This is a genomic window from Sedimentimonas flavescens, from assembly GCF_025154035.1.
Taxonomy (GTDB): domain Bacteria; phylum Pseudomonadota; class Alphaproteobacteria; order Rhodobacterales; family Rhodobacteraceae; genus Rhodobacter; species Rhodobacter flavescens.
This window is the reverse complement of the sequence record NZ_JAOALJ010000001.1, coordinates 45,529-66,263: the sequence shown is the minus strand read 5'-3', so window position 1 is coordinate 66,263 and position 20,735 is coordinate 45,529. Positions and strand designations below refer to the sequence as shown.

General features: G+C 63.3%; 21 protein-coding genes and 1 tRNA gene. 5 read left to right on the top strand and 17 right to left on the bottom strand.

What is annotated here, in order from left to right; translation table 11 throughout:
- Window positions 1–153 precede the first annotated feature (153 nt).
- Window positions 154–230 (top strand) — tRNA-Arg (locus N3C64_RS00290).
- A gap of 97 nt (window positions 231–327) precedes the next feature.
- Here N3C64_RS00290 and lipA read toward each other — a convergent pair.
- The 3 genes from lipA to N3C64_RS00275 all read right to left on the bottom strand — a co-directional run bounded on the left by lipA (window position 328) and on the right by N3C64_RS00275 (window position 3,426).
- On the bottom strand, window positions 328–1,278 hold the full coding sequence (lipA, locus tag N3C64_RS00285) for a lipoyl synthase (protein WP_218631095.1): 951 nt from the start codon (window positions 1,276–1,278) through the stop codon (window positions 328–330).
- A gap of 79 nt (window positions 1,279–1,357) precedes the next feature.
- Complete coding sequence (locus N3C64_RS00280; protein ID WP_260010608.1) at window positions 1,358–2,257, bottom strand: hydrogen peroxide-inducible genes activator; 900 nt, start codon at window positions 2,255–2,257, stop codon at window positions 1,358–1,360.
- A gap of 56 nt (window positions 2,258–2,313) precedes the next feature.
- Window positions 2,314–3,426, bottom strand: coding sequence for a DUF6456 domain-containing protein (locus N3C64_RS00275; RefSeq protein ID WP_260010606.1), 1,113 nt, complete (start codon window positions 3,424–3,426; stop codon window positions 2,314–2,316).
- A 219-nt stretch (window positions 3,427–3,645) separates the two neighbouring features.
- On the opposite strand from N3C64_RS00275, the gene N3C64_RS00270 reads away from it, so the two are divergent.
- Complete coding sequence (locus tag N3C64_RS00270) at window positions 3,646–3,957, top strand: DUF6477 family protein (protein WP_260010604.1); 312 nt, start codon at window positions 3,646–3,648, stop codon at window positions 3,955–3,957.
- On the opposite strand, the gene N3C64_RS00265 is transcribed toward N3C64_RS00270, so the two are convergent.
- Complete coding sequence (locus tag N3C64_RS00265; RefSeq protein WP_260010602.1) at window positions 3,944–5,509, bottom strand: helicase HerA-like domain-containing protein; 1,566 nt, start codon at window positions 5,507–5,509, stop codon at window positions 3,944–3,946. The two genes, N3C64_RS00270 and N3C64_RS00265, sit on opposite strands and share 14 nt — an antisense overlap.
- A gap of 428 nt (window positions 5,510–5,937) precedes the next feature.
- Between N3C64_RS00265 and N3C64_RS00260 the strand changes: the two genes are divergently transcribed.
- The gene (locus N3C64_RS00260; RefSeq protein WP_218631090.1) at window positions 5,938–6,546 is read left to right on the top strand and encodes an invasion associated locus B family protein; all 609 of its coding nucleotides are present in this window, start codon (window positions 5,938–5,940) and stop codon (window positions 6,544–6,546) included.
- A 59-nt stretch (window positions 6,547–6,605) separates the two neighbouring features.
- On the opposite strand, the gene N3C64_RS00255 is transcribed toward N3C64_RS00260, so the two are convergent.
- The 4 genes from N3C64_RS00255 to N3C64_RS00240 are packed head-to-tail and all read right to left on the bottom strand — an operon-like array spanning window position 6,606 to window position 10,819.
- Window positions 6,606–7,814: a beta-ketoacyl-[acyl-carrier-protein] synthase family protein gene (locus tag N3C64_RS00255; protein WP_260010600.1), complete on the bottom strand. Its 1,209-nt coding sequence runs from the start codon at window positions 7,812–7,814 to the stop codon at window positions 6,606–6,608.
- 2 nt (window positions 7,815–7,816) lie between these two features.
- Window positions 7,817–8,092, bottom strand: coding sequence for an acyl carrier protein (locus N3C64_RS00250; protein WP_218631088.1), 276 nt, complete (start codon window positions 8,090–8,092; stop codon window positions 7,817–7,819).
- A gap of 8 nt (window positions 8,093–8,100) precedes the next feature.
- Complete coding sequence (gene lpxD / locus N3C64_RS00245; RefSeq protein WP_260010597.1) at window positions 8,101–9,201, bottom strand: UDP-3-O-(3-hydroxymyristoyl)glucosamine N-acyltransferase; 1,101 nt, start codon at window positions 9,199–9,201, stop codon at window positions 8,101–8,103.
- Between the two features lie 46 nt (window positions 9,202–9,247).
- On the bottom strand, window positions 9,248–10,819 hold the full coding sequence (locus N3C64_RS00240; protein WP_260010595.1) for a L,D-transpeptidase family protein: 1,572 nt from the start codon (window positions 10,817–10,819) through the stop codon (window positions 9,248–9,250).
- Between the two features lie 342 nt (window positions 10,820–11,161).
- On the opposite strand from N3C64_RS00240, the gene mepK reads away from it, so the two are divergent.
- A complete protein-coding gene (gene mepK, locus N3C64_RS00235) occupies window positions 11,162–11,722 on the top strand; it encodes a peptidoglycan L,D-endopeptidase MepK (protein ID WP_260010591.1) in 561 nt (186 codons plus the stop codon).
- Window positions 11,723–11,836: 114 nt separating this feature from the next.
- Here the strand turns inward: mepK and N3C64_RS00230 are convergent, their stop codons facing one another.
- The 7 genes from N3C64_RS00230 to sufC form a co-directional block, all read right to left on the bottom strand.
- Window positions 11,837–12,487 (bottom strand): cytochrome b/b6 domain-containing protein, encoded by a 651-nt coding sequence (locus N3C64_RS00230; RefSeq protein WP_218631084.1) that lies wholly within the window; start codon window positions 12,485–12,487, stop codon window positions 11,837–11,839.
- The gene (locus tag N3C64_RS00225; protein ID WP_260010587.1) at window positions 12,480–14,183 is read right to left on the bottom strand and encodes a tetrathionate reductase family octaheme c-type cytochrome; all 1,704 of its coding nucleotides are present in this window, start codon (window positions 14,181–14,183) and stop codon (window positions 12,480–12,482) included. Before N3C64_RS00225 ends, N3C64_RS00230 begins: the two co-directional genes overlap by 8 nt.
- 130 nt (window positions 14,184–14,313) lie before the next feature.
- Window positions 14,314–15,534 carry a cysteine desulfurase gene (locus tag N3C64_RS00220; protein WP_260010584.1) on the bottom strand — a complete coding sequence of 407 codons (1,221 nt, stop codon included), beginning with the start codon at window positions 15,532–15,534 and terminating at the stop codon, window positions 14,314–14,316.
- A gap of 11 nt (window positions 15,535–15,545) precedes the next feature.
- A complete protein-coding gene (locus N3C64_RS00215; RefSeq protein ID WP_218631081.1) occupies window positions 15,546–16,136 on the bottom strand; it encodes a YIP1 family protein in 591 nt (196 codons plus the stop codon).
- A complete protein-coding gene (locus N3C64_RS00210; RefSeq protein WP_218631080.1) occupies window positions 16,133–16,624 on the bottom strand; it encodes a YIP1 family protein in 492 nt (163 codons plus the stop codon). The genes N3C64_RS00215 and N3C64_RS00210 overlap by 4 nt, the downstream gene beginning before the upstream one ends.
- 1 nt (window position 16,625) lies before the next feature.
- Window positions 16,626–17,918: a SufB/SufD family protein gene (locus N3C64_RS00205; RefSeq protein WP_260010581.1), complete on the bottom strand. Its 1,293-nt coding sequence runs from the start codon at window positions 17,916–17,918 to the stop codon at window positions 16,626–16,628.
- Window positions 17,918–18,688, bottom strand: coding sequence for a Fe-S cluster assembly ATPase SufC (sufC, locus tag N3C64_RS00200; protein WP_260010580.1), 771 nt, complete (start codon window positions 18,686–18,688; stop codon window positions 17,918–17,920). The genes N3C64_RS00205 and sufC overlap by 1 nt, the downstream gene beginning before the upstream one ends.
- Here sufC and N3C64_RS00195 point away from each other — a divergent pair.
- Window positions 18,665–19,111, top strand: a complete 447-nt coding sequence (locus N3C64_RS00195) for a hypothetical protein (protein WP_260010579.1) — start codon at window positions 18,665–18,667, stop codon at window positions 19,109–19,111. The two genes, sufC and N3C64_RS00195, sit on opposite strands and share 24 nt — an antisense overlap.
- Here the strand turns inward: N3C64_RS00195 and N3C64_RS00190 are convergent.
- The gene (locus N3C64_RS00190) at window positions 19,048–19,596 is read right to left on the bottom strand and encodes a hypothetical protein (RefSeq protein WP_218631077.1); all 549 of its coding nucleotides are present in this window, start codon (window positions 19,594–19,596) and stop codon (window positions 19,048–19,050) included. The two genes, N3C64_RS00195 and N3C64_RS00190, sit on opposite strands and share 64 nt — an antisense overlap.
- Window positions 19,597–19,835: 239 nt before the next feature.
- Window positions 19,836–20,732 carry a component of SufBCD complex gene (locus N3C64_RS00185; protein ID WP_260010578.1) on the bottom strand — a complete coding sequence of 299 codons (897 nt, stop codon included), beginning with the start codon at window positions 20,730–20,732 and terminating at the stop codon, window positions 19,836–19,838.
- Window positions 20,733–20,735: the final 3 nt, after the last annotated feature.

Here is a 20,735-nt window from a genome sequence, read left to right as displayed (position 1 = left end):
CAAACAAAAGCACCGCTGAACTTCCGATCCGCCTATTCCTGTCGCGCCAAACTAAACGCCCCCGCGCGGCTTCACAACGTGCGGCTGCATCGCCGGGTGCGTCTCATTTTGTCGGTTGCAGGGGGTATGTGCCTCGTCTATATCACCAGCAAGGCACCCATAGCTCAGCTGGATAGAGCGCTGCCCTCCGAAGGCAGAGGTCAGAGGTTCGAATCCTCTTGGGTGCGCCAAACCTCCAACGATCTCAAAGACCTGCCATCGGCCCGTCCGCCGCATCCATTTGATGTGCAAAGAAAAAGGGCCGTTTCCGGCCCTTTCGTGCATCGCTCAGGACAGGCCCAGCTTTTTCAGTCGCGCCTCGCGCAGGCGGGCGAAGTCATCGCCGGCATGGTAGCTCGACCGCGTCAGGGGCGTCGCCGAGACCATCAGGAAGCCCTTGCCATAGGCCGCTTTCTCATAATCCTTGAACTCTTCGGGCGTGACGAAGCGGTCCACCCGGTGATGCTTGGGCGTCGGTTGCAGATATTGGCCGATCGTCAGGAAGTCGATATCGGCCGAGCGCATGTCATCCATCACCTGCAGGACCGACTGGCGATCCTCGCCCAGGCCGACCATGATGCCCGATTTGGTGAACATGGTCGGGTCAAGCTGCTTGACGCGCTGAAGCAGCCGCAGCGAGTGGAAATAGCGCGCACCGGGGCGAACCGTCGGATAAAGCCCGGGCACGGTTTCAAGGTTGTGGTTGAACACATCAGGCTTGGCCTCGACCACCGCTTCAAGCACCCGATCATCGCATTTGAGGAAGTCGGGCGTCAGAATCTCGATCGTCGTCTCGGGCGAGCGGTGGCGCACCGCGCGGATCGTCTGGGCGAAGTGTTCGGCCCCACCGTCATCCAGATCGTCGCGGTCCACCGAGGTGATGACGACATGTTTGAGGCCAAGCGTCTTCACCGCATGGGCGACGCGGCCCGGCTCGAACGTATCAAGCGCGTCGGGCTTGCCGGTGGCGACGTTGCAGAACGAACAGCCCCGCGTACAGATCTCGCCCATGATCATCATGGTGGCGTGGCCGTGGCTCCAGCACTCGCCGACGTTCGGGCAGCCCGCTTCTTCGCAAACCGTAACCAGCTTGTTCGACTTCAGGATGTCGCGCGTTTCCTTGTATCCCTGCGAGGTCGGCGCCTTGACGCGGATCCAGTCGGGTTTCTTCGGCTGGCTCTGGTCCGGCTTATGGGCCTTTTCCGGGTGACGCTGGCCGGGGATATTGAATTCGCGCACGGTATATTCCCCCTCATATGGGCTGTTTCGCCTAGATAGGCCCAAACGGTCCGGCAGGCAATGCCGTTACGGAACGGCCTCAGGGAAAGCTTGCGCGGATCTCGGCCAGCAAGGCGCGCCCCTCGCTGCGCAAAACCTCGGCCAAGGGTGCAAACCACTGCCCGCAGTCGGGGCAGTCCCGGCGGCGCACAAGGCGCAGGGTGCGGTGCGGCTGTTCAGCAAAACGCAAAAGGGCGATGCCCGGGGTGGCCTGTGTTTCGACCGAGGCGGCGATCTCGGGCATCAGCGTCAACCCCATCCCCTGCCCGACCAACGCGCAAAGCGTGGATAGCGAGGAGGCGCCCAGATCAACCGTCTGCGCCGCGCGCGTCAGCCCGCAGAGCGCCAGCGCCTGATCGGCCAGACAATGCCCCTCTTCAAGCAAGAGCAACTCGCCGGGGTCGAGCGCGTTCGGCGGCAGGCCCCGATTCTGGTCCAGCAACTCGGGTGTTCCGGCCAACAGGAAGCAATCGTCGAACAGGATCTCCTCGTGGCATTCGGGCGCGGGCGTTGCGATGATCGCTGCATCGAGACGCCCGGAGGCGACTTCGGATAGCAGGGTTTCGGTGCGCGCCTCGCGCAGGCGCAGCCCCTCGGTTTGCGCGCGCAGTTGCGGTAAGGCGCGCGGCAGCAGATAGGGCGCGATAGTCGGGATCACCCCGAGGTTGACCTGCCCCCTGCCCGTCCGCACCTCGGCCTGGAGCGCGCGCAGTTCGGCCTCGATCCGCTCGGCCCGGGCAACGACCATGCGCCCTGCACGGGTCAGGCGCGCCTCGCGCGGTCTGCGCTCGACGAGCTGAAGGCCAAGCTCGGCCTCCAGTTCCTTTATCTGCATCGACAGCGCGGGCTGCGTGACATGCACCGACTCGGCCGCGCGGGAAAACGAGCCCGTGCGCGCGATCGCGAGAAGGTAGCTGAGTTGGCGAAGCGTGATGTTCATAACGAACACTTATCGCATTCGCTGCCGCGCGCAATTTCAATTGATGGAAGTTACCGTTATCCGATCAGCGGCGAGGCCCCCCCATAGGTCTCGTCATAGTGCCGCTTGAGCCGCATCAAAGCGATACGCAGCACGATTTTGCCCGAACGCGCCGACCAGCCAAGGCGCCGCTCAGCCGCCTCAAGCCCCTCAAGAAAGCAGCAGCAGCGCAGAACCATATCGCCAAGGCCCGGCCCCAGATCGCGCAGCGCTGCCGCCACGCGATCCCGCGCGCGCTCAGACCCGCCGCCATGGCCGAGGTCGGGGCGATACTGACCACGGTCACCGCCGGTCATGAACCGCTCCCAGTTCTGGGCGACGCGCGGCCCCATCTGCGCCAGCTCGAAATCCTCGCGCAGGCGCTCTCCCGCCGCGACGAGTTCATGCGTCAGGAAGGGCTGCCCATTCGCGTCGCGCCGACGGGCAAGCACGCCAAGCGGGCTTTCAGCTAGGTTGGCGCGCATCCGGCGGCGGCGGCCTTCCTCGGCGGGAACCTCGCGCGTGCCCCAGTCGCGGTGCTGCGCCCCGAAGGGGTTTCCCTCGCCCTCGGGCGTATCCCCGCAGGCTGAGGCGTCCTCTTCGATCATGCGCTTGAGCGCGGCGCGCCCGGCCATCGAGATATCGTAGCTCGTAACCCGGCCAGCATGTTTGACCTGGATCCAGTCTTGCAAGGCGAAGGCCTGCGCCACCGCGCGCTCCAGAACGGCGGTGCGTACCGTGCCGCGCAGCACTACGGCCTTGTCCATATCGCCCGCGACGATCAGGAGCGCGCCCTGCTCCGCCAGACGGCGCAAGATCCGGCGCCCCTCGCGTGCAAGCATCTCTTCATCGGCCGGGATCTCCGGGGTGCGGATCGTTGCAGTCATTGACGCCTGGTCCTTGTGCTGATCGGCCAAGCGGGAATCGGGGGCCGAACGCGCGCCAAGCTGCGCTAGCGCCTCATCGACCAAAGGGTCGTCGCGACGCGACTCAACCCGACGCACCCGGCGCAGGACGGTCGAGGCGTGACACCCCTCGCGCCGCGCCAGTTCCCGGATCGGCACGCCTTCCTCGACGTGGCGCAGATAGAGCCGGGCATAATCGGGCAGCCAGGCGGGAAGCTCCGCCTTGACCGATACAGTCATCGTCATTCGTTCCCCAAATGTGGCGCAAGTCATTGGAATACGCCGCAATCCTTCCCGCTTAACCGTGGTTTGCTTTGGTTACCTGTCCGTTAAGAAACGGAACGATCCCGAGATTTCTTTAAAATTTCTAAAGATCTGGAAACCCGGCGTTCGGTTGAGCGGTCGAATCTGCAACACCCGTTTAGGTTGTGCGATTTTTCCTCAAAACAACCCGGAGACATGCACATGACCGAACTCGCCACCCAAATCGCCGCGCTGCGCCGCCCGCGCCTGTTGATCCGCGCTGCGCGCTTCGGTCAGCGCGACTATAGCCGAGCGCGCGACCTGCGCCGCCTGATGCGCGTCCCCGCACCGCCAGCGCCCGAGCATGCGCTGGCGCGTCTGCTCGATGAGGAAGCCCGCCTTGAGGCGGCCCGCCAGGAAGGCGATGCCGCCTATAGCATCTCGCGCCATGTCGATCTTCTGATCGCCGTGATGGCCGAGGCACGGCTGCTGCCGCACACCCCGGCTACGCAGCCGAAGCTTAGCGCGATTTGAACAGCGACCCGAGGACCCCGCGCACGATCTGCCGACCGGCCTGGTTTCCGATCTGACGCGCGAGACTCTTGCCGAAGGCTTCGAAGACCGAATCCGAGCGCGACGAACTGCGCCGGGTCGTCGAGGACTTCGTGACCTTCGGCGACTTGCCCGACTCGTAGCGCCGCGCCTTCTGGAATTCTCGCTCGCGCTTTTCCTCCGCCGCGCGGGCTTCGGCTTCGGCGGCCTCATTGGCTGCCGCAGTGGCCCGCGCCGTTAGGATCTCATGCGCGGATTCACGGTCGATCGCCTTGTCGTATTTCAGCCCATAGGGTGAAGACTGCACCACAACGCGCCGCTCATCAGGCGCCAGCGTGCCAAGGCGTGATTGCGGCGGGCGCACCAGCGTGCGCTCGACCACACCCGGCACACCTTTCGCCTGAAGGAACGAAGTCACTGCCTCGCCGGTGCCAACCTCCTTGATCGCCTCTTCCGTCTCGAACCGTGGATTGGGGCGGTAGTTCTCGGCCGCGCGCTTGAGATCCTTCTGGTCCTTCGCGGTGAAGGCGCGCAGCGCATGCTGAACCCGGTTGCCAAGCTGGCCAAGGATGCCCTCGGGCACATCCGCCGGGTTCTGAGTGATGAAATAGACCCCCACCCCTTTCGAGCGGATCAGGCGCGCCACCTGCTCGACCTTGTCCACCAGCGCCTTGGGCGCGTCATCGAACAGCAGATGCGCCTCGTCGAAGAAGAAGACAAAACGCGGTTGATCGGGATCACCGACCTCGGGCAGTTCCTCGAACAGCTCGGACAACAGCCACAGCAGGAAGGTTGCATAAAGCCGGGGCGAGGCCATGAGCTTGTCCGCAGCGAGAATATTGACCCGCCCGCGCCCGTCGGGTGCCAGCGTCATCATATCGGCCAGATCGAGCGCGGGTTCACCAAAGAACTTCGTCGCGCCCTGGTTTTCCAGCACCAGCAACTGGCGTTGGATCGCACCCACCGTCGCGGTCGCGACGTTGCCATAACGCAGCGAGAGCGTGTCGGCATTCTCGCCCACATACACCAACATCGAGCGCAGATCGGCCAGATCGAGCAACGCAAGCCCTTCCGCATCGGCCAGGTGGAACGCGATGTTCAGCACGCCCTCCTGTGCGTCGGTCAGGCCCATCAGGCGCGACAGCAGCAGCGGCCCCATCTCGGACACCGTCGTGCGCACGGGATGCCCCTGTTCGCCGAACAGATCCCAGAACGTGACAGGGTAGTCGCGATAGGTCAGCTCATAGCCGATGGTATCGGCGCGCTTCTGGAAGGCGTCATGTAGCTTGGCCGTGGCCGAGCCCGGCATGGCCAGCCCCGCGAGGTCGCCCTTGACGTCGGACATGAAGACCGGAACGCCCGCGCTGGAAAACGCCTCGGCAAGAATTTGCAGCGTGACCGTTTTGCCCGTGCCCGTCGCGCCTGCAATCAGCCCGTGCCGATTGCCGTACTTGAGCAGCATTTCCTGCGGCGTCGCATAACCCTCGCCGCCTCCGCCCACGAAAACACCCTTGTCAGTCAATACCCCGGTCATGCTGCCCTCACTCAGAAAATTACGCCAATAGCGTTCGCTGCGCACAATACTAACTTAACGCGCCAGTGCCACCATGCATCTGTCGCGCAGGCAAGCTGCTTTGTGGCGCGGCGCTTCCTCCCTGTCGGACTGGCCGCGCCACAAGGCGCGGCTTTTTTCTGCCAAAACAGCTGGTTGGATTGATCGAATTGACTGTTGACGTATGGTTTCTTCCGAATTAGCGTTCGCGCAATGAGAAAGTCGGCCAGTCCGACAGGGGTAAATGGAAAAGGGTTCCGCTTGCGGGGCCCTTTTTCTATTCCGCCACCTTGATCACGCAACTGTGGTTGCCTGGGCAAGCAGATCCAGCCCGGAGGGAGCATTTCTCCCCTGACTTGCCGGGCCCGACATGCTAAGAGGCGCGCAATTCCTAACGGATGGAAAGAACAATGACCGAGCTGAAAACCTCCCTCCTCATCGCCCTCACCCTGAGCCTCGCGGCCGTCACTGCGCAGGCGCAAGACGCGACCGCCCCCGCCGCAGAGGCACCCGCCGCGACCACCGAAGCCGCGCCGGAAGCGCCTGCGGCCGATGGCCCCGGCTCGACCTATGTCGCCGAGACGCATGGCGACTGGGCGATCCAGTGCGTGCGTACCGAAGAGGGCAACGATCCCTGCCAGATGTACCAGCTGCTCAAGGACGACAAGGGCAACAACGTGGCCGATATTGCCATGGTCGCCCTGCCGAAGGGTGGCAAGGCCGTAGCGGGCGCCACCATCGTCACGCCGCTCGAGACGATGCTGACGCAGAACGTTTCGCTTGCAGTCGACACCGCCGAGCCGCGCTACTACCCGTTCACCTTCTGCGCGCAAATGGGCTGCGTGAGCCGCATCGGCCTGACCGAGGAAGAACTGGCGGCCTATAAGAAGGGCAACCAGCTTCAGATGATCATCGTACCGATGGCCGCGCCCGACAAGAAAGTGCAGCTCGCGATTTCGCTCAAGGGCTTTACTGCCGCTTACGAAGCCGTCGAGAAGGCCAATGCCGACAATCAGTGATCGGGGCTCTCAGCGCCGCATCTGAACGACAAACGCCGCCCCTTCGGGCGGCGTTTTCTTTAGACTTTCGACAGGGCCAATACCGCGTTCAACCCGCCGAAGGCGAAGGCATTTGAAAGCGCTGCCCGCACGGGCACCTGACGCGCGGTATTGGGTACGATGTCCAGCGCACAGTCCGGATCCGCCTGCACATGGTTAATCGTGGGCGCAATGATCCCGTCGCGCAGCGCCATCAGGCAGGCCAGCAACTCGACCGCGCCGGTGCCGCCGATGCAGTGGCCGTGCATCGCCTTGGTCGAGGACACCATGACCCGCTCGGCCGAGGCGCCAAGCGCCGCGTGGATCGCCGCGCATTCCGTTCGGTCGTTCGCAGAGGTTCCGGTGCCATGCGCGTTGATATAGCCGATTTCATCAGCCGCTAGGCCCGCATCCGCCAATGCGCCGCTGATCGCGCGCGCAGCCCCTTCGGCCGAGGGCGCCACAATATCGCCGGCATCCGAGGTCATCGCAAAACCGCGCACCTCGGCCAGTATCTCGGCGCCGCGCGCCGAGGCGCTTTCATAGCTTTCCAGAACGAAGACACCCGCGCCTTCGCCCTGCACCATCCCGTTGCGTGTCGCGCAGAACGGTCGGCAGCCATCGGGGGACATGACACGCAGGCCTTCCCAGGCCTTCAGCCCGCCGAAATTCAGCATCGATTCCGAGCCGCCCGCCAACATCCCATCGGCCATTCCCGAACGGATCATCTGGAACGCAAGGCCGATGGCATGGTTCGAACTCGCGCAAGCTGTGGCGACCGAGAAGGACGGGCCCATCAGCCCCCATTCCATCGACAGATGCGAGGCCGCCGCGTTGTTCATCAGGCGCGGAACTGTCAACGGATGCACCCGGTTCTTGCCCTCGGCGAAGACCGCGCGGAAGGCGTCATTGACGGTCGAGTTGCCACCGCCTGCGGTGCCCATCACCGCGCCCCAACGCTCGGGCACGCCGGGGGCCTTGCCCAGACCGGCCTGCCCCATCGCCTCGCGTGCGGCGACCAGCGCGAATTGCGCGAAAGGGTCGAGCAGGGTCAGTTGCGCGCGCTCGAAATGCGCCTCGGGCGTCCAGTCACGCACCTGCGCGCCAATCCGCACGCTCAGCCGCTCGACATCCGGGAAATCCAGAGGGCCAATTCCGCAGCGGCCCTCCGCAAAGGCTTTCAGGGTGCCGGGAACGTCCTGCGCCAGCGCATTGACCGTGCCCGCACCCGTGATGACAACTCGCCTCATTCTCAGGCGGCCGCGGGCGCTTGCCCTGCGATCATCCGCTCGACCGCGCGCACGATGGCACCGACCGAGGAGATGTCGAAATGCGACTGGCTCGGCTCGTTCGCATTGAAGGGAACCGAAATGTCGAAGGCTTCCTCGATGGCGAAGATCACTTCGACAAGGCCGAGGCTGTCCAGCCCAAGCTCGTCGAGGGTCATGTCGGGATGAACGGCGGCGGGCTCGAGAATCGCTTCACGGGCGATGATGGAGATGATCTGGTCTTGCACGTCGGGCCTCATCTGTGGGGTTACTCCGCACTCCCCTTCTGGGCCAATTTTGTAACAGTTTCCCGAAGCTCTGAGACTTGTGCAAACAATCGCGACAGGCGGCGTATGTTTTTCCACGCCTCGACATGGGTATCCATCTTGATCGCCGGATACCCCAGCAGCACGCGCCCCGCCGGCGCATTCGACATGATCTTGGTGGCGCCGCCTGCAATCACGTCATCGCCCACGAAGATATTGTCGGACACACCGCATTGCCCGCCCAGAACCACGCGGTTGCCGATCCGGGTGGAGCCGGCGATGCCGACCTGACCGCAGAGCAGGCAATCCTCGCCCACCTGAACGTTGTGCCCAACATGCACGAGGTTATCGAGTTTGGTGCCCCGCCCGATCGCGGTCGCGCGCACCGTACCCCGGTCGATACAGGCATTCGCGCCGATCTCGACGTCGTCGCCGATCTCGACCGTGCCGAGCGAGTGGATCCGCGTCCAGCTTTGCTGGCGGATCTCCTCGCGGTGGCCAAGGGTTTCGCGGATCTCCTCGATCCCGGATTTCTCCGGGGTGACGAAAGAAAAACCGTCCGCCCCGATCACCGCGCCAGGCTGGCAGATGAACCGATCACCGATCACGACGCGCGCGCCGATCTTGGCGCCCTGAAGCACCAACGCGTCCGCACCGATCCGCGCGCCTTCGGAGATCATCACATGCGCAGCGATGCGTGCATTCGCACCGATGCGCACCCCCCGACCGATGACCACGAAAGGCCCGATGGCGGGGTCGGCGCCGATCTCGGCGGTGGGGTCGATGACTGCCGTGGGATGAATGCCGGGGGCGATCTCGGGGCCGGGATCAAAGGCTTTCGACAGGCCCGCCATAGCAAGCCGGGGCCGCGCCACGAAAATCGCTGCGCTCAGACCGTAGGATTGCCAGTCGGCCCCCTCCCACAGGATTGCCGCGCGCGCCTTGCCCAGTGCAATGCCGGGCGCATATTTCGGGTCCATCGCAAGGGCGATCTGACGTTCGCCCGCAGCTGAGGGCTCGGACGCGCCCTCGATCGGCAACTGCAAATCGCCTTCCGCCCGGGCGTTCAACGCCTTGGCAATGGTTTCAACGGTTTGCGCCATGAGCCGGACCTTTCGAAGCGGGCACCATCCTGCGCCCTACCCCGATTTAATGCGCCAGCAGCTGCAATTCCACCCCGGCGTTTTCCAGCGCCGACCAAAGCGCGGCATCGCGCCCATAAATATCGCGCCGGTATTCCATCTTGCCGCGCGCAGTGGGCCATGCGGTGAAATAGACCAGATGCACGGGCACGGGCTTTTCAAGCTTGACCGTGGTTTCCGCGCCGGTGTTCAGCACCTTCTTGAAAAACCCCTCCGGGTCATCTGTCTGGAGCGCAAGCAGCGCATAGGCCAGATCGAACGGGCGCCCCACCCGGATGCAGCCGTGGCTATAGGCGCGCACCTCTTTCTCGAAGAGCGACTTCGAGGGCGTATCGTGCAGGTAGATATTATGAGGGTTCGGGAACAGGAACTTGACCAGCCCGAGCGCGTTGCCATCCGAGGGTGGCTGTTTCATCGCGAAGGGGAAGTTGCGCGCGTTATAGGCCGCGAAATCCACCGCCGAGCGCGGAACCGTCCGCCCGCGCGAGTCGATCAGGTTGATATGTCCCGCCGCGTTCGGATTGCGCTGCATCATCGGCAGGTATTCCTTGACCGTGATCGAGCGCGGAACGTGCCAGGTCGGGTTGATGACCATCATTTCCATCTGGTCCGAGAACTCGGGCGTGCGGCGGTCCGCCTGGTTCTGCCCGACAACGGTCACCGACTCGAAGGTCTGCTTGCCGTTATCGAAGATCCGCACCGAGAAATCGGCGATATTCACCCAAACATGGCGCGTGCCAAGCTCAAGCCCGTTCATCCAGCGCAGCCGCTCCATCGCGACAAGGATGGACTTCATCCGCTCTTCGGGCGCCCGGTTGATTTCCTTGAGGGTGCTTTCGCCTGCAACGCCGTCGGCGGTCATGCCCAGATCGAACTGGTACTGCTGGACGGCCTTCTGCATTTCGACGTCATAGATCGCCGTGGCCGAGCGCCCAAGGTATCCCATCGCCTGCAAACGTTCGCGCAGCGCGACGACGGCGGGGCCATCGTCGCCGGGGCGCAGCACCTTGGCGGGCACGGTTGCCCCCCAGCCACCGCGCGCGATCTGCCGCTGCAAATCCAGCCGCGCCTTGATCAGTTGGGCATATTGCGGCCCGCGCGGCGCGAGGCCATGCATATAGGCCATCGGCTCATCCGACGCAGCGACCAGACCTTGCAGCAAAACCAGCCCGTCGCGCCGGGGAATCTCGCGGACAATGCCGGAATCGACCTTCTTGGGCTCCAGCACACCGTTCGAGACGTCATGCGCATAGGTCAGGAAGGCGCGCGACATCGCGACCTCAAGCATCCCGCGCTCGCGCTCGGAACGCACGGTGGCGAACTGGGCGCGCAAGCCCTCGGCATCGTAGCGTGCGGCGGGAAGACCATGGGCCCCGGCCATCTTGAGCGCCCCGAACAGGGCCGCGCGGCGCGCGGCATCATCTGCGCCGGTCCAGATCGGCTCATAGTTACGCTGCGCGTAGAAGGCTGAAAGCGCGGTATCGGCCGAAGACACCTCGGCAATCGCCTGAGCAAAGCCCGAAATCATCTGCGCCTCGGCACGCGGCGCATCCAAGCCCACGGCCAGGGTCGCAACCATGATCGCTGTGGAAAGACGCAAACCGAATGCCGACAACATCAGAACTCCGAAAAAGAATGAACTCCCGTTGGAAACAACGTTCAAACAAAAGGCCGGAACTGTCCAGACCACCTGCCCAGAACCCGCTTCTGCCGAGTTTTTCCGCAGGCCGACCGATGCAGCCGCGCCACAGCCCGCCAGTTGCGCAAAAAACCGCCGAAACCTCACAAATGCTCACAAAACCGCGAAAACAACTGTTGGAAGGTGACTTAGGTCATGGCATAACACTGTCATCGTTTGAGAATTAATAATTACGCACGGCCGAGATAACGGTACAGCGATGAGGCAGGACAGGCGAACGATATGACTATGATAACGACGACCCGGCGTGGGCTCCTTGGGGTCTTTGCGGCGACGATGGTTACGGCCGCCCCTACGATGAGCAACGCTTTCGGGATCCTCCGCGGCGCCGGTGATGTGCGTCGCATCCGCATGTACTCGGGCCGGACCGGCGAGAGCGTCGATACCGTCTATTGGATCGAGGGCGAGTACATCAAGGAAGCCCTCAAAGAGATCAACCACTTCATGCGCGACTGGCGCACGAACGACGCAACTGTCATCGACCCGCGCACCATCGACATCGCTGCTGCCTCGCATCGCCTGATGGACGTGAACGAACCTTACATGATGCTGTCGGGCTACCGCTCCCCCAAGACCAACGCGATGCTGCGGTCGAAGTCGCGCGGCGTCGCCAAGAATTCGCTGCACATGAAAGGCATGGCCGCTGACCTGCGCCTCAAGTCGCGCTCGGTACCGCAGATGTATGCGGCCGCTGCTGCGTGTCACGCTGGCGGTGTCGGCAAATACACCCGCTCGAACTTCGTGCATATGGATTGCGGCCCGGTTCGCACCTGGGGCGGCTGATCCAGCCCTGACCGATGCCAGGAAACCAGCGCCGCATTCGCGGCGCTTTTTCTTTGCGCGGACAAAGGAAAACCCCGGCGCCAGAGGTGCCGGGGTTCGCGATACGATCGGGGATCAATCCTTGAGCAGACCCTTCTGCCCCAGATAGGCTTCGGCCTCGGGCGTCAGATCGACGCGGTCATAACCCGTGAGCATCGGGCGGACATGCTCGCGGAAGCCGTGGCCGATGGTCAGCAGATAGACATGCGCCACAACGAAGGCCGCGATGGCGAAGGCTGCCAGAACGTGGATATTCGCCACCAGCCCCAGCCAGAACGCCTGAGCATCATTCGCGCCCCAGAGGTTATAGCTCAGATACAGCAGCCCCGAGATCCAGATCGCCGGGAACAGCGCCATCTTCAGCGCGAAATAGGCCAGCGCCTGAAGCGGATTGTGCCGCCGTTCGAAGGTCTTGTGATAGGGATGCTCCTCGCCCTTGAAGACGCCAAAGGCGTAGAAGCGCGCGACCTTCACCATCCCGGCCAGACGCGGAATGAACTGCCGCCAGCCGCCCGTGGTGAACAGCCAGAAGGTGGCGAAGGCCCACAGCAGCAAAAGCGCCAGCGCCACGAGCGTGTGCACCGTCACCGCCAGGCCGAAGGGGCCCAACTGGTGAAACCCGAGCATCCGCGCACCGGTGAAAAACAGCAGCATGATCGAGACCACCTGCGACCAGTGCCAGACGCGGTTGAAGCGGGTGTAAACCTTGACGAAATGCTCAGCCATGATGGCCTCCCTTGCGACCGAACAGGCGCAGCACCCCGTGACCGACGACGCCAAGCACCACCATCAGGAACACCACCAGCCCAAGCTTGCCGCCGATCCCGATACCACCGCCGGGGACGTAGATGCCCGCGACATTGGCCATCCGGCCATTCTCGCTGTGGCAGCTGTCGCATTTCAGCGCGTCATCCTTGGGCGCCACCATATGGGTGATCGGCCAGTACATGTAGGTCTCGACGAAGTCGAACTTGCCCGAATACTCCAGCCCGACATAGTCCATCGCGAATTTCAGCGATTTCTCCCAGTCGAAATAGGACCACAGCGCCGTGCCATCACCCGGACCGTAGACATGGTTGTAGAGCAGCACGTTGCGTTCCGTGTCATAGGCCTGCTTGCCACCCATTCTCTTGAACGGGAAGATGCGCGCATCCTTGGCACCCGGCTCGCCGCCGATGGAGTTGATCTCGACGATCTGCGTGGGGTCGATCTCGGTTTCAGGCAGCGTGTAGCTCATGACGCCATTCGACCAAGCGTAGTAAGGCACCACGTTCTCAGCCCAATCGAAATCGCCCTTGGTCGAGAGGTAGGTATGAAGATGCTTGCCGTCCGACTGGGTAAAGTTCTCCTCGCCATAGGGCTTGCCATCCTTGAGCTTGCCCGCGGTGGACCAGTCCCACCAAGTCTTGGTGGCAACGCCGCCGCGCGCGAATTCGGGGATATGGCACGTCTGACAGGCGACCCGGTCAGTGTGGTCGTTCAGCTTGAGCGCCAACACCGGGTTCGGGCCTTCGTGCGGCTCATCCGAGTGGCACGAGGTACACGAGGCCACATCACGCGCCTCGCCCGGCTTACGCTCGTCGGCGTGGGGGTCGACCACGTCTGTATTGTAGCGCGAGCCCGCGAGAACGTGCTTGTCCGAGACGTGACAGGCTTCGCAGGCGAAATTCGCACCGTCCTTCGACATGTGCACATCGACCGCTTTGGGCGGATCGAACAGCGCCGAACTGAGGTCACCATGCTTCACGTTATCGCCGCCGCCGCCGTAGAAATGGCAGTTGCCGCAGTTCTGGCGCGAGGGCTCGCCCACCGACAGCGCCGCCTTCACCAGATCGACGGGCGAGGCCTTGGCCCCGGTGATCGTCTTGGCGCCCTCCTTGACCGGCTCAAGCGGCGGGTTGCCGGCAAGGTTATCCTGCTTGGCGTACTGGCCCGAGGTATCGTGGCATACGAGGCAGTCGACCTTGGTCGGATCGTCCGGCATCGGCTGGCGCACATCGACCCAGTCATAGCCCGTATGGCACGAGGTGCAGCGTGTCTCGTTCGAGGCGACGTTGCCGCAAAACGCGTTCAGCTCCTTGGCCTTGCCCAGAACCTGCCCGGTCGCGGGATTCTCATATTCCCACTTCCAATGGACCGAGTGCATCACCTGATTACTGGCTTCCGTGTGGCAGCTCAGACAGGCGGCGGTCACTTCGGGGCCCGACGCGAACGGGCCCTTGAGGATCTCGAATTTCGTGTGGTCGGCGGTGAGTTCCTTCACCGGATCGCTCATACGCGCGGCCAGCGCGCCCGGCGCCGGGCGCGACTGCGCCCCCACCTCGGTCTCATTTGTGGTGGGGCTTTGCTGCGCAAGTGCGCCCCCTACCCCCAGAACGACCGCCGAGACGAGCACGGCCGTTCGAAAAAATGCGTGTTTCATCTTCGCTCCGAATAATAAGGAGATGGCCGAAGGATGCCTCCCATATATTCGATTACGAGAATGTGAACGCTATGCCCATGCGACAATACCGCCGCAGGGCTGAGGCATCAGGTCGCAGCCAGTTCGCGTCTTAGCCGAAAAGCTCGTGGCAAAGCTCAAGCGCCGACACCAGCGCATCGACCTCTTCGCGGGTGTTATACATCCCGAACGAGGCGCGCGCCGTGGCCGAAACACCCAGCCAATCCATCAGCGGCATCGCGCAATGCGTGCCCGCGCGCACAGCAATCCCGCGCTTGTCGAGGATGGTCGAGATGTCATGCGCATGGGCCGCACCGGTCAGCGTCATCGAGAAGATCGCACCCTTCTGCGGCGCGTTACCCTGGATGTTCAGCCAGTTCAGGCCCTTGAAACGCTCTTCGGCATAGGCGCGCAGGTCGTGCTCATGCGCGGCGATATTCTCCATCCCGATCCCCATAAGGTAATCGAGCGCAACCCCCATGCCGATCTGTTGCACGATGCCGGGAGTGCCCGCCTCGAACTTCATCGGCGGCTTGTTGTAGGTGACCGCATCGCGCGTCACCGTGTCGATCATATCGCCGCCGCCCAGGAAGGGGCGCATTTCGGCCATGCGCTCGGGGCGGATGTAGATCGCACCCGACCCCGAGGGGCCGTAAAGCTTGTGGCCCGTGATCGCGTAGAAATCGCAGCCGATATCGGCCACATCGACGGGCATATGCACCGCCGCCTGCGAGCCATCGACCAGAACAGGCACGCCCTTGGCATGGGCGCCCTCGGTGATGGCCTTCACATCGACCAGCGTGCCGGTGACGTTCGACATATGGGTGATTGCGATCAGTTTGGTGCGCGGCCCGATCGCCTCGACCACCTTCGCCGCATCAAGCGAGCCATCGGCCTCTGGCTCCACCCATTTCAGCACAACGCCTTGGCGTTCGCGCAGGAAATGCCAAGGCACGATATTGGCATGGTGCTCAAGCACGCTCAGCACGATCTCGTCACCCGCCTCAAGGCGCGGCGCGGCCCATGCGTAGGAGACAAGGTTGATCGCCTCGGTCGAACCGGTGGTGAAGACGATGTGATCCTCGCTCGGCGCGTTCAGGAAGCGGCGCACGATCTCGCGCACGCCCTCGTACTTCTCTGTCGCAAGCGTCGAGAGGTAATGCAGACCGCGATGGACGTTGGCGTATTCGTCCTCATAGGCGCGGGTCATCGCGTCGATCACGCAACGCGGTTTCTGCGCCGAGGCGCCATTGTCCAGATAGACCAGCGGCTTGCCGTTCACCTGCCGCGACAGGATCGGGAAATCGGCCCGGATCTTGGCCACATCATACATTGTCTGTCTCCTCAGCCTGTGACGGGCACAGGCACGAACCCAAGGCTCACCATCAGCATTCCCGCGACCATCGCACTGACCAGAAAGCCCACGATCACCCCGAAAGCGACCTTGGCGAGATTTTCGAACCCATGAAGCGCGGCCGTGAACTGCACCAGAAGCCAGAACAGCAGCACCATCATTGCCATCATCGCGATGACCGAGGTGACGGGAAAGAACACCATCACCAAGACCTGCACGACCTGCGCGACGATCAGCACAAACTCCATCCAGGTCAGCAGCAGCAACGCATCGCGGAACTGCCCGCGACCGCCAAACTTGCGGCCCAGGACGGTCATGGCCGACGCCCCGTAAAGGATCAGCGCCGCCTGCGCGAGCGCCATCGGCACCGGGCTTGTGGGTTCGCCCAAATCGAGATCGGTGACGAAGGCGAACAGGATCTCGGCAAAGCTGCCAAGCGCCGCTGAAACCACGATGACAATCGCCAGCGCCAGCGCGCGCGCGCGCGGCGGCAGGTTAAGCGCGATCAGTTCGCGCGCGACAACGCGCGGTTCGCGGAAGGTCCGCACGATCATTTGGCGCAGATCAAGCCCTGCAATCATTTTTCACTCGCCTCGAACTCGGCCACGCGCAGGCAGCCGCCCCAGATCAGCACGAAGGCCACGAAGGTCAACCCACTGACCAGAACAAGCTGCGCGCCCTGCCCGATGAATCCTGCAACCAGCCCCTGAAGCAACATCAGCGGTGACACCGCCAGCATCGCCCAGAACAGCGCCAGCCGCGCACCATACCAGCTGCCCGTTCCGCCAAAGACCCCGGCCACCAGCCGCGCCACGGCGGCCAGCAGGTAGAATGCGGGGATCGTCGCGACCAGCGCGATCCCGGTTCCCACCATCAACCCGGTCAGCGGCAGGTCCGGCTGCTCGAACGCCAGCCGCGACAGCCGAGGCCATTGCGCGACGAAGATGACGACCAGCGCGGCCATCAGGAAGGTCAGCACCCGCGGTTCGGACGGCGTACGCGCAAGATGCGCGCGCATCACCACCCGAGGCGCGCGGTAGCTGCGCAGGATGTCATCGACTGCCGCCATCTCAGCCCCTGTGCCGCGCCAGCCAGCCCTCAAGCCGCGCAACGATCTCGTCCTTCAGCGCCTCGTCCTCGATCTCGTCGATCGCATCGGCCAGGAAGGACAGAACCAGCAGCGCCGTCGCCTCCTCATGCGGCACCCCGCGCGAGCGCAGGTAGAACATCGCCGTCTCATCCAGCGCGCCGGTCGTGGACCCGTGCGAGCATTTCACGTCGTCGGCGTAGATCTCAAGCTCTGGCTTGCCAAGGAACTGGCTGTCGTCATCGAGCAGCAGCGACTGGCTGATCTGATAGCCATCGGTCTTCTGCGCGCCGGGCTTGACTAGGATCTTGCCCTGGAACGTGCCGACCGCGCCGTGCTTGAGCACCTTCTTGAACACCTGGCGGCTTTCGCCACGCTCGGCGCCATGGGTGACGAAGACGGTGTCGTCATGGTGGAACGCGCCGCTCGCGCCATCGCCAAGCGCCGCGCCGGCGACATGGGCCACCGCATCGTCGCCCACCATGTCGATCACGCATTCATTGCGCGTCAGCACGCCGTTGACGGTCATCGTAAAGCTCTTGAACAGCGCGCCCTCGGCCACACGGGCGAAGATGCCCGTCACGGCGCGACGTTCATGATCGCGGCCCTGCGCACGGATGTGATGGAAGCGCGCACCGGCGCCGACATCGACTTCCATGACCTTGTTGAACCGCGCACCCGCCGGGCCGTTTTCAAGCAGGGTGAATTCCGCGCCCGGCTCCAGCTTGATGACGTGGTGCAGGATCGGGTCCGAGGTCTCGGAGCGGTGCACATAGATCAGGCTGACCGGTTTCGCGGCCTTGCCGGTCACGCGGATCAACAGCCCGTCGCTCGCAGCGGCCGAGTTCAGCGCCGCGAAGGGTCGCACGACGGGCGACTGCCCGGCGGATTCCAGCGTGCCGTAAAGTCCCTGCGCCCAGTGGATGTCGGCGGTCTCCGCCTCCGCCAGACGCGCGATCTCAACCCCGGCCAGTTCCAGAGAATCCGAGGCCTCGGCATCGAAAACACCATCCACGAAGACCAGCTTGACGCGGTCCATGCCATCAAACAGCGGGGTCTCGTCACTTGCCTCGAAAGGCTTGGCGGCGGGTGCCAGCGGCGCGTTCAGCGCCGCCGGATCGGTATAGCGCCAGTATTCGTCGCGCCGCCCGGGCAGGCCCATCGCTACCAGCCGCGCCAGTGCATCGGCGCGCATGGCCGCGAAGGCGCCGCCCTTGGGCAGTTCGATCGCCGCAAGACGCGCCTCCAGCGGAGTTTGCTTCTCGACCGCCGTCATCAGAGCACCCCCTCGATGCCGTGTTCGGCCAGGATTGCCGCATAGCCGTTGTTCTCGACCTCAAGCGCCAGCTCCGGCCCACCGGTCTTGATGATGCGGCCATCCGCCATAATGTGCACCACGTCCGGTTTGATGTGGTCCAGAAGGCGCTGATAGTGCGTGATCACCAGGAAGCTGCGGTTCTCGTCGCGCAGCGCGTTCACGCCCTCGGCCACCAGACGCATCGCGTCCACGTCGAGGCCCGAGTCGGTCTCGTCGAGAATGCACATCCGCGGCTCAAGCATCGCCATTTGCAGGATTTCGTTGCGCTTCTTCTCACCGCCCGAGAAGCCCACGTTGACCGGACGCTTGAGCATATCGGCGTCGATCTTGAGCGTCTTGGCCTTCTGGCGCACCAGCTTGAGGAAATCACCCGCCGAGAGTTCTTCCTCGCCGCGCGCCTTGCGCTGCGCGTTCACTGCGGTGCGCAGGAAGGTCATGTTGCCCACGCCGGGGATCTCGACCGGGTATTGGAACGCCAGGAACAGGCCCGCCGCCGCGCGCTCTTCCGGGTCCATATCCAGCAGTTCCTCGCCCTCAAGCGTGGCCGAGCCTTCGGTGACTTCATAGCCGTCGCGACCCGAGAGCACATAAGACAGCGTGGACTTGCCCGAGCCGTTCGGCCCCATGATCGCATGGACCTTGCCTGCTTCGACGGTCAGATCCACCCCTTTCAGGATGACCTTGTCTTCTTCTTCAAGTTTGACGTGCAGGTTCTTGATTTCAAGCATCTTTATGTTCCCGATGTTCGGCGCCGGTCAAAGCGGACGCAGGTAAGTTGTCACGATCCGGCCAAGCTGTTCAGCCGGGATCGGAGTGGGTTGAAGTTCGAATACGGCCATTCGGCCGATCATTCCAGTCGGAGCGGAGAATTGCTGGATCTTGCGGAGGTCATCGCGCATCGCGTAATGGCCGAAAAGAGCCACTACCGGGCGCTTGTTCAGCGTATGTCTCGTCAGAATGCTCGCAGCGCCAACGTGCCGGGGGGCGAACCGGGCGCAACGCATAGAATGATGAGAATGCCGCGCTGTCTGCGGCCAATTGCGGTCACTTGCGCCGTCAAGGCTGCCCGCGCCGAGCGCTGCGCCGGTCAGACGCCGAAGCCGATCACCGTGCCGCGGAACACGAACGTGTCGGGCGAGGCCGACGCCTGATACATTTCCACCCATCTCGGCGTGAAGAGGACGGCCGACACCTCGGGCATCCAGAACGCGAGATTGTGCAGCGAGCAAACCGCAAAGCCCACCGCGACCAGTTGCACGACGTTCAGGCTGCGACCGCGCAGACGCAAGATCCAGCGCAGCACATAGGCGAAGGACGTCCCCAGAGCCATCGAAAGGATGATCTGCCCGTCGCCGAACATCTCCGACGCTGTTTGCGGGAGCGTGAAGACATGCGCCTGCAACGCGACCACGAAGGCCACCGCGAACAACCCGATAAGGAAGGCCCAAACGAGGTTCAGCGAATAGAGCGCGCCCTGCATCAGCTCGCGGACACGCGACGGTCGCCGCACTTCCTCGAGCGAGCGCACGCGCATCTCGTTTTCGCCGACATGCAGGATGATGTTGCCCTTCGCGTTCTCGCGGCTTGCCTCGATACGCTTCAGTCGCTCGGCAAACGTCGTCGTTGACACAGACATGCGGCGCTTCGTCCCCAATTCCTTGTTTGGACAAAGAAATCACGCGATTACGCCAGAAATACGGCGAACGAACGCCGGAGCCGTGACGAACAGTATCGGAAGCGGCAACAATCTGAGCAGGAACCCAAGAAAGAATGCTGCCCCCCCAAAGGGTTGGCACGAACGCTGAGAGCATTGGCGCGTGCCGCCCCGAGGCAGCAGCCCCGCCAACCTCCCGCCCCGGATATTTCGCAATTCGCTTATCCACGGCGCTGGTTCTTTCTGATTTGCTGAAGCCTCTGCTGATGCATCGTTGCTTTGAGATGCTCTGCCGCCTCGCGCGCAAGCTCGTCAATCTCCCACGACTCCAGATACTGCAACTGATGAACAAGCAAACCAAAAGGCGCTCCCCGTGCGGCGAGACGCCTGGACACCGCAGCACGAAATGAGCCGTGGCAGCGCACAGGGTGGAAGACGCCTTGGGGTACACTGCTAGGCACCGACTCTGGCAAGCGGTCAGGGTCTGTCCGCATCGTTGCCGACTGAATCAAATCTGGCGCGATAGAAGCCATACTGCCGAGGCTGAAGCCATCGGAAGCGTGCAAGAACGAAAAACAAAAGCACTCGTCGTTCAGCGCCCGAAACGGCCGAACCGGAGTTTGAAAATACTCTTGCCGCTTGATCCGAAGCATCTCGATCGCGCGGCCAGAGAAGCGAACAAGCGCGAATATGGATCGAAGGAGTGTTAGGCCCGGTATGGGCTTGAATGAGACGTTACCCACCGGCAACTCCTCAATCGAAACCCCAAGACAATCCTCGTCGCGATCCGCAAAGCGGTCAAAGAACGCCCCGACATCGCCTTTGAAGAACACATCGGGCTCGATCAGCCAAAAGTGCTCGGCATCTGGATAGGCTTGCCGCAGCGCGTAAAGGCAGTAATCGCCGCAGCGCCAGCCCCAGTCGGGCAGCACGCGCAACCCGTTCTGCTCAACCCAAGCGTCGTTGATGTCCACCACCGGCAACGGTAGTGCCATCCCCTCAGGCCGGTTGTGGAACACTGTCACCAGCCGATCGCCCCATACGGGCGCCAGCTGGGCGAAGACGCGCTCGGCATCCTCCCCCCAGTGGTTCGTTCGTATGGCGGCAATGGTTTTCAAGTC